Raw genomic sequence first — 4850 nt, 5'->3', positions numbered from 1 at the left:
CGCGTCATGTACGCGATCTGCTTCTTGTCCGCCGAGCCGCTGCCCGTCACCGCGAGCTTGACCTGCACCGGCGAGTACTCGCCGAGCGCAAGACCGGCTCCCGCGAGCGCGAGCAGCGCCGCGCCGCGGGCCTGGCCGGTCGCGAACGCCGACTTGGCGTTGGTGCCGAAGTAGACGCTCTCGACGGCGCACTCGGCCGGCGCGTAGCGCGCCACGACCTCGGCGAGTTCGGCGTGGATGGCGGCAAGGCGGTCGGGCAGCGGGTCGCGCGCGCGGGTGGTGATGCAGCCGTACGCGAGGCACTTCAGCCGGCTGCCGGCGCTCTCGACCACACCCCATCCGGTGTTGGCGAGGCCCGGATCGATGCCGAGCACGATCACAGGTCCCGCCCTCCCTCGCTCACCGGCAATCGAACATATGTTCAGTATAGCGGGAGCGGGCGGGGGCGCAATGACGGCGGGTGCTGACACTCGGAGACGGAACGTCGGGGCGACCCCCGTGCGCCCTGCGTCACCGCCTCGGAGATCGCGGATCGTCGCCGAACCGGTTCGATCCGCGCGCACCTCCGCTGCGTAGGGCTTCGAACGGCGGCGGGCGCTACTCCAGCGCCGCGGCGATCTCGTCGGTGAGCTCCATCGTGTGATACACGCCCTGGATGTCGTCGAGTTCCTCGAGCGCGTCCACGAGGCGCAGGACCTTCTTCGCGTCCTCGAGCGTCACCACGCTCGGCGTGGTCGGCTCCATGACCTGCTCGGCGCCCTTCACCGTCACGCCGGCGGCCTCGAGCGCCTTCTTGACCGCCATGACCTCGGCCGGCGCGGTGTAGACGAGCCACTCCTCGTCGCCCTCCTCGAGGTCCTCCCCGCCCGCGTCGGCGACGAGCAGCAGCAGTTCGTCCTCGTCGAGCCCCGCGGTCTTCTCGACCGCGATCTCGCCCTTGCGCTGGAACTGGAACGCGACCGAGCCCGAGGTCCCGAGGTTGCCGCCCGCGCGCGTGAATGCGACGCGCACGTCGGCGGCGGTGCGGTTGCGGTTGTCGGTGAGCGCCTCGATGTACAGCGCGATCCCGGCCGGGCCGTAGCCCTCGTAGATGACCTCCTCGTAGGCGGCCGCGTCGGCGCCCGCGCCGAACGCCTTGTCGATGGCCACCTGGATCTTGTCCTTGGGCAACGAGTAGCCGCGCGCCTTCTCGATGGCGGCCGCCAGCGACGCGTTGTTGTCCGGGTTCGGGTCGCCGCCGGTGCGCGCCGCCACGGTGATGATGCGCGACAGCTTGCTGAACAGCGCCGAGCGCTTCTTGTCCTGCGCCGCTTTGCGGTGCTTGGTGGTCGCCCACTTGGAGTGTCCGGACATGTCGTGCCTTTCGGTGTCGGTGCCGTGCGTTGCGAAGGGGCTGCGCGCCCTACCTCGCGCCCACGACCTCCTCGAGGAAGTACCGGTGGATGCGGGGGTCGCCCGTCAATTCGGGATGGAAGGTGGTCGCCATCAGGTCGCCCTGCCTCGCCGACACGATGACGCCCTCGTGCTCGCACAGGACGTCCACGCCCTCGCCGACGCTCTCGATCCACGGCGCGCGGATGAACACGCCGCGGAACGGCGCGCCGTCCACACCGCGGTGCTCGAGGTCGGACTCGAACGAGTCGATCTGCCGCCCGTAGGCGTTGCGGCGCACGGCGATGTCCATGATGCCGAGCGGCGACTGCCCGGGCGCGGCGTCCACGATCTCGCGCGAGATGAGGATGGCGCCGGCGCAGGTGCCCCAGATCGCCAGCCCCTCGTCGTGCAGCCCGGCGAGTGCGCCGGTGAAGCCGTACGTGTCGGCGAGCTTGGCGATGGTGGTCGACTCGCCGCCCGGCAGGATGAGCCCGGCGCAGCCCTCGAGCTGCTCGGGCTTGCGGACCGCCACGGCACCGACGCCGAGGCTCTCGAGCATCAGGATGTGCTCGCGGAACGCGCCCTGCAGCGCGAGGACGCCGATGCGCACCTAGACCCCCCGGTCCTGCATCCGCTCGGCGGCGGGGACCTGCGGGGCGCTGATACCGACCATCGGCTCGCCGAGGTCCTCCGAGACCCGGGCGATCACGTCGGCGTCCTCGAAGTGCGTGGTCGCCTCGACGATGGCCGCGGCGCGCTTGGCCGGATCGCCGCTCTTGAACACGCCCGAGCCCACGAAGATGCCGTCGCAGCCCAGCTGCATCATGAGCGCGGCATCCGACGGCGTCGCGATGCCGCCCGCGGCGAAGTTCACGACCGGCAGCGTGCCGTTGACCTGCACCCAGCGCACGAGGTCGACCGGCACGCGCATCTGCTCGGCGAGGTCGGCGAGCTCATCGTCACCCGACGCGGTCTTCACGGTGTCGATGTCGCGGAGCATCTTGCGCATGTGGCGCACGGCCTCGACGACGTCGCCGGTGCCCGGCTCGCCCTTCGTGCGGATCATCGCCGCGCCCTCGTCGATGCGCCGTAGCGCCTCGCCCAGGTCGCGCGCGCCGCACACGAACGGCACCTTGAACGCCCACTTGTCGACGTGGTGCTCCTCGTCGGCGGGTGTGAGGACCTCGGACTCGTCGATGTAGTCCACGGCCAGCGACTCGAGGACCTGCGCCTCGACGAAGTGGCCGATGCGGCACTTCGCCATGACCGGGATCGACACGGCCTCGAGGATCTCGCGGACCTTGCGCGGATCGGCCATGCGCGCGACGCCGCCCGCGGCACGGATGTCGGCCGGCACGCGCTCGAGCGCCATGACGGCGCACGCGCCGGCGTCCTCGGCGATCTTGGCCTGCTCGGCGTTGACGACGTCCATGATGACGCCGCCCTTGAGCATCTCGGCGAGGCCGGTCTTGACGCGGATCGTGCCGGTCTCGGCGCCTGACGGGTTGTCCACGGTGCGTCTCCTTGAGGTGGGTCACGGCCTGATCCGGCCGGTGCGTGCGTTGCCGGGCTTGCGATTCTACCTGAAGCGGCGCGGGCCTACTGCCACGTGATGGTCTGGTTGGTCGGGATGACCTGGAACCACGTGTTGCCGGTCCCGAGCTTGATGACAGTGCCGTCCGCGTCGTGGAACTCAGGTGGGGCGTCCGCGCCGGCCGACCACTCGCCCTCGATCTTCACGCCGTCGCGGAAGACGGTCGCCTTCCCCTTGCCCGCGAGTTCGATGTCGAGCGTCGGCGAGCCGGCGACGTCGCGCTTGGCGGTCGTGGTGGTCTTCGTCCACATCACCACCACGTTGCGTGCGGTCAGCTGCTTCTTGGTCTCGCCGTCGGTGTGCGGCGTACCGCGGTCCCAGCGCAGGTAGAGGTTGGTGCCCGGGTCGTACTGCCACTTCGCCTTGGCCTGGTCCGAGAACGGGATGTTGATGATCGTGACCGGCGGGGTGGCTTCCGCGCTGCGTCGCAGGAACGAGAACGGGCGTACCGTCTGCGTGGTCGGCCACTTGGCCGCCGCGCCCACCGTGCGCGCCTTCGCGAGGTCGATGAACAGGTTGTGCGGCGCCTTGCGCGTCTTGAGGCGCTCGTAGCAGTCGGTGCTGCCGCCGTTCTCGGCGAGTTCCTGAAGGCCGGCGGAGCGGATCTTCGTGTAGACGACGTTGTTGGCGCCCGCGAACGAGAACATCGCGCCGTACTGCGGGACGATGTCGAGGTCCGACAGGCGCGCGCTGCGCACCGGCCCGAGCAGGTAGGCGGGCTGGTTCGAGTGGAAGATCGCGTTGAAGCGCGTGATGCCGCCCTCGGCGAGCGACTCGTAGACGACGTCGGCCTGGTCGAGCCCGACCTGCGGCTTGGCTGCCGGGTTGTTCTCGATCTTCACGGAGATGACGCGGCGTGTGATGGCGGTGGCATCGGGCGCGTCGAGGCCGGTGAGCGGCCAGCGCGGCGGCACCGGTGGCTTGGCTGCGGTGCGCTCCTTCATCGCGACCGGCCACGGCGAGGTCACGACCGCCGGCGCTGGCTTGCACGCGGGCAGCGCGCCGAGCGCGAGCGCCGCGAGCAGTGCGGCCGCCATCGCCGTGAGCGTGCCGTTGCGGTGCGTCATCCGTCCTCCGTGGTCCGTCAAGCCTTCGTCGCTCGGTCAGGGTAGCACGGCGGACACGGCGCGATTGCGCACCTCACGCCGCGGCAATACAGTGGATGCAGCCAGCCGCCGTCACGGAGACGCCATGCCCTGCAGCCTGCTCCACGTGGTCGAACAGGCCGACCTGGACCCGTACGCGGATCCGGACCTCAAAGACCTCGTCGGCCGCATGCCGACGTTCTACTGCACGAACTGCAACCCGCTCAAGCACCTCATGGCGAGCGAGGCCGCGCGCTGCCTGGACCGCGCTGCTCCGTGCTGGAAGCGCACCGAGAAGATCTGCGAGTAGCGGACCGGCGCGCTCACGCCCCCGCGCGCTCCGCGCGGACTGCCCGCCAGACGAGCCACGCGCCCGCGAGCACCATCGGGACGCTGAGCAGCTGCCCGGTCGTCGTGTGCGCGAACAGGAAGCCCATCTGCGCGTCGGGCTCGCGGAACGCCTCGACGAAGATGCGGAAGACGCCGTAGAGCGAGAGCATCCAGCCGATCATGAGCCCGTCGGGACGCTTCCTCCTCGCGAGCCACACCATGACGAGGAAGATGACGAGTCCCTCGAGCAGCGCCTCGTACAGCTGGCTCGGGTGCCTCGGCAGCGGCCCCGCGCCGGGGAACACCATCGCCCACGGCGCGTCGGAGACGCGGCCCCACAGCTCGCCGTTGACGAAGTTGGCGACTCGGCCGAAGAACAGCCCGATCGGCGCGCCGACCGCGCCGACGTCGCACAGGCGCAGGAACGTCTGCTTCAGCCGCCGCGACTCCACGACGGCGGCCAGCAT

General features: G+C 70.5%; 7 protein-coding genes. 1 reads left to right on the top strand and 6 read right to left on the bottom strand.

Annotated elements, in window-relative coordinates; all coding sequences use genetic code 11:
- The 5 genes from ruvC to FDZ70_06365 form a co-directional block, all read right to left on the bottom strand.
- Positions 1–380: crossover junction endodeoxyribonuclease RuvC (ruvC, locus tag FDZ70_06385; GenBank protein ID TLM76686.1), on the bottom strand; the 380-nt coding region annotated here is incomplete at its 3' end.
- Between the two features lie 217 nt (positions 381–597).
- A complete protein-coding gene (locus tag FDZ70_06380; protein ID TLM76685.1) occupies positions 598–1353 on the bottom strand; it encodes a YebC/PmpR family DNA-binding transcriptional regulator in 756 nt (251 codons plus the stop codon).
- Positions 1354–1402: 49 nt separating this feature from the next.
- Positions 1403–1984 (bottom strand): pyridoxal 5'-phosphate synthase glutaminase subunit PdxT, encoded by a 582-nt coding sequence (gene pdxT / locus FDZ70_06375; GenBank protein TLM76684.1) that lies wholly within the window; start codon positions 1982–1984, stop codon positions 1403–1405.
- Entirely contained in the window at positions 1985–2827 is an 843-nt protein-coding gene (gene pdxS, locus FDZ70_06370; protein TLM76687.1) for a pyridoxal 5'-phosphate synthase lyase subunit PdxS, read from the bottom strand.
- Positions 2828–2973: 146 nt separating this feature from the next.
- Positions 2974–4035 carry a DUF3048 domain-containing protein gene (locus FDZ70_06365; protein ID TLM76683.1) on the bottom strand — a complete coding sequence of 354 codons (1062 nt, stop codon included), beginning with the start codon at positions 4033–4035 and terminating at the stop codon, positions 2974–2976.
- Positions 4036–4159: 124 nt separating this feature from the next.
- Here FDZ70_06365 and FDZ70_06360 point away from each other — a divergent pair, with 124 nt between their 5' ends.
- On the top strand, positions 4160–4363 hold the full coding sequence (locus FDZ70_06360) for a hypothetical protein (protein ID TLM76682.1): 204 nt from the start codon (positions 4160–4162) through the stop codon (positions 4361–4363).
- A 13-nt stretch (positions 4364–4376) separates the two neighbouring features.
- Here the strand turns inward: FDZ70_06360 and lgt are convergent.
- Positions 4377–4850, bottom strand: a 474-nt coding sequence (gene lgt / locus FDZ70_06355; GenBank protein TLM76681.1) for a prolipoprotein diacylglyceryl transferase, incomplete at its 5' end; no start/stop codon positions are given.

The organism is Actinomycetota bacterium, from assembly GCA_005774595.1.
Lineage (GTDB): Bacteria > Actinomycetota > Coriobacteriia > Anaerosomatales > D1FN1-002 > D1FN1-002.
The sequence above is the reverse complement of the archived record's forward strand: the minus strand, read 5'-3'. Positions and strand labels throughout refer to the sequence as shown.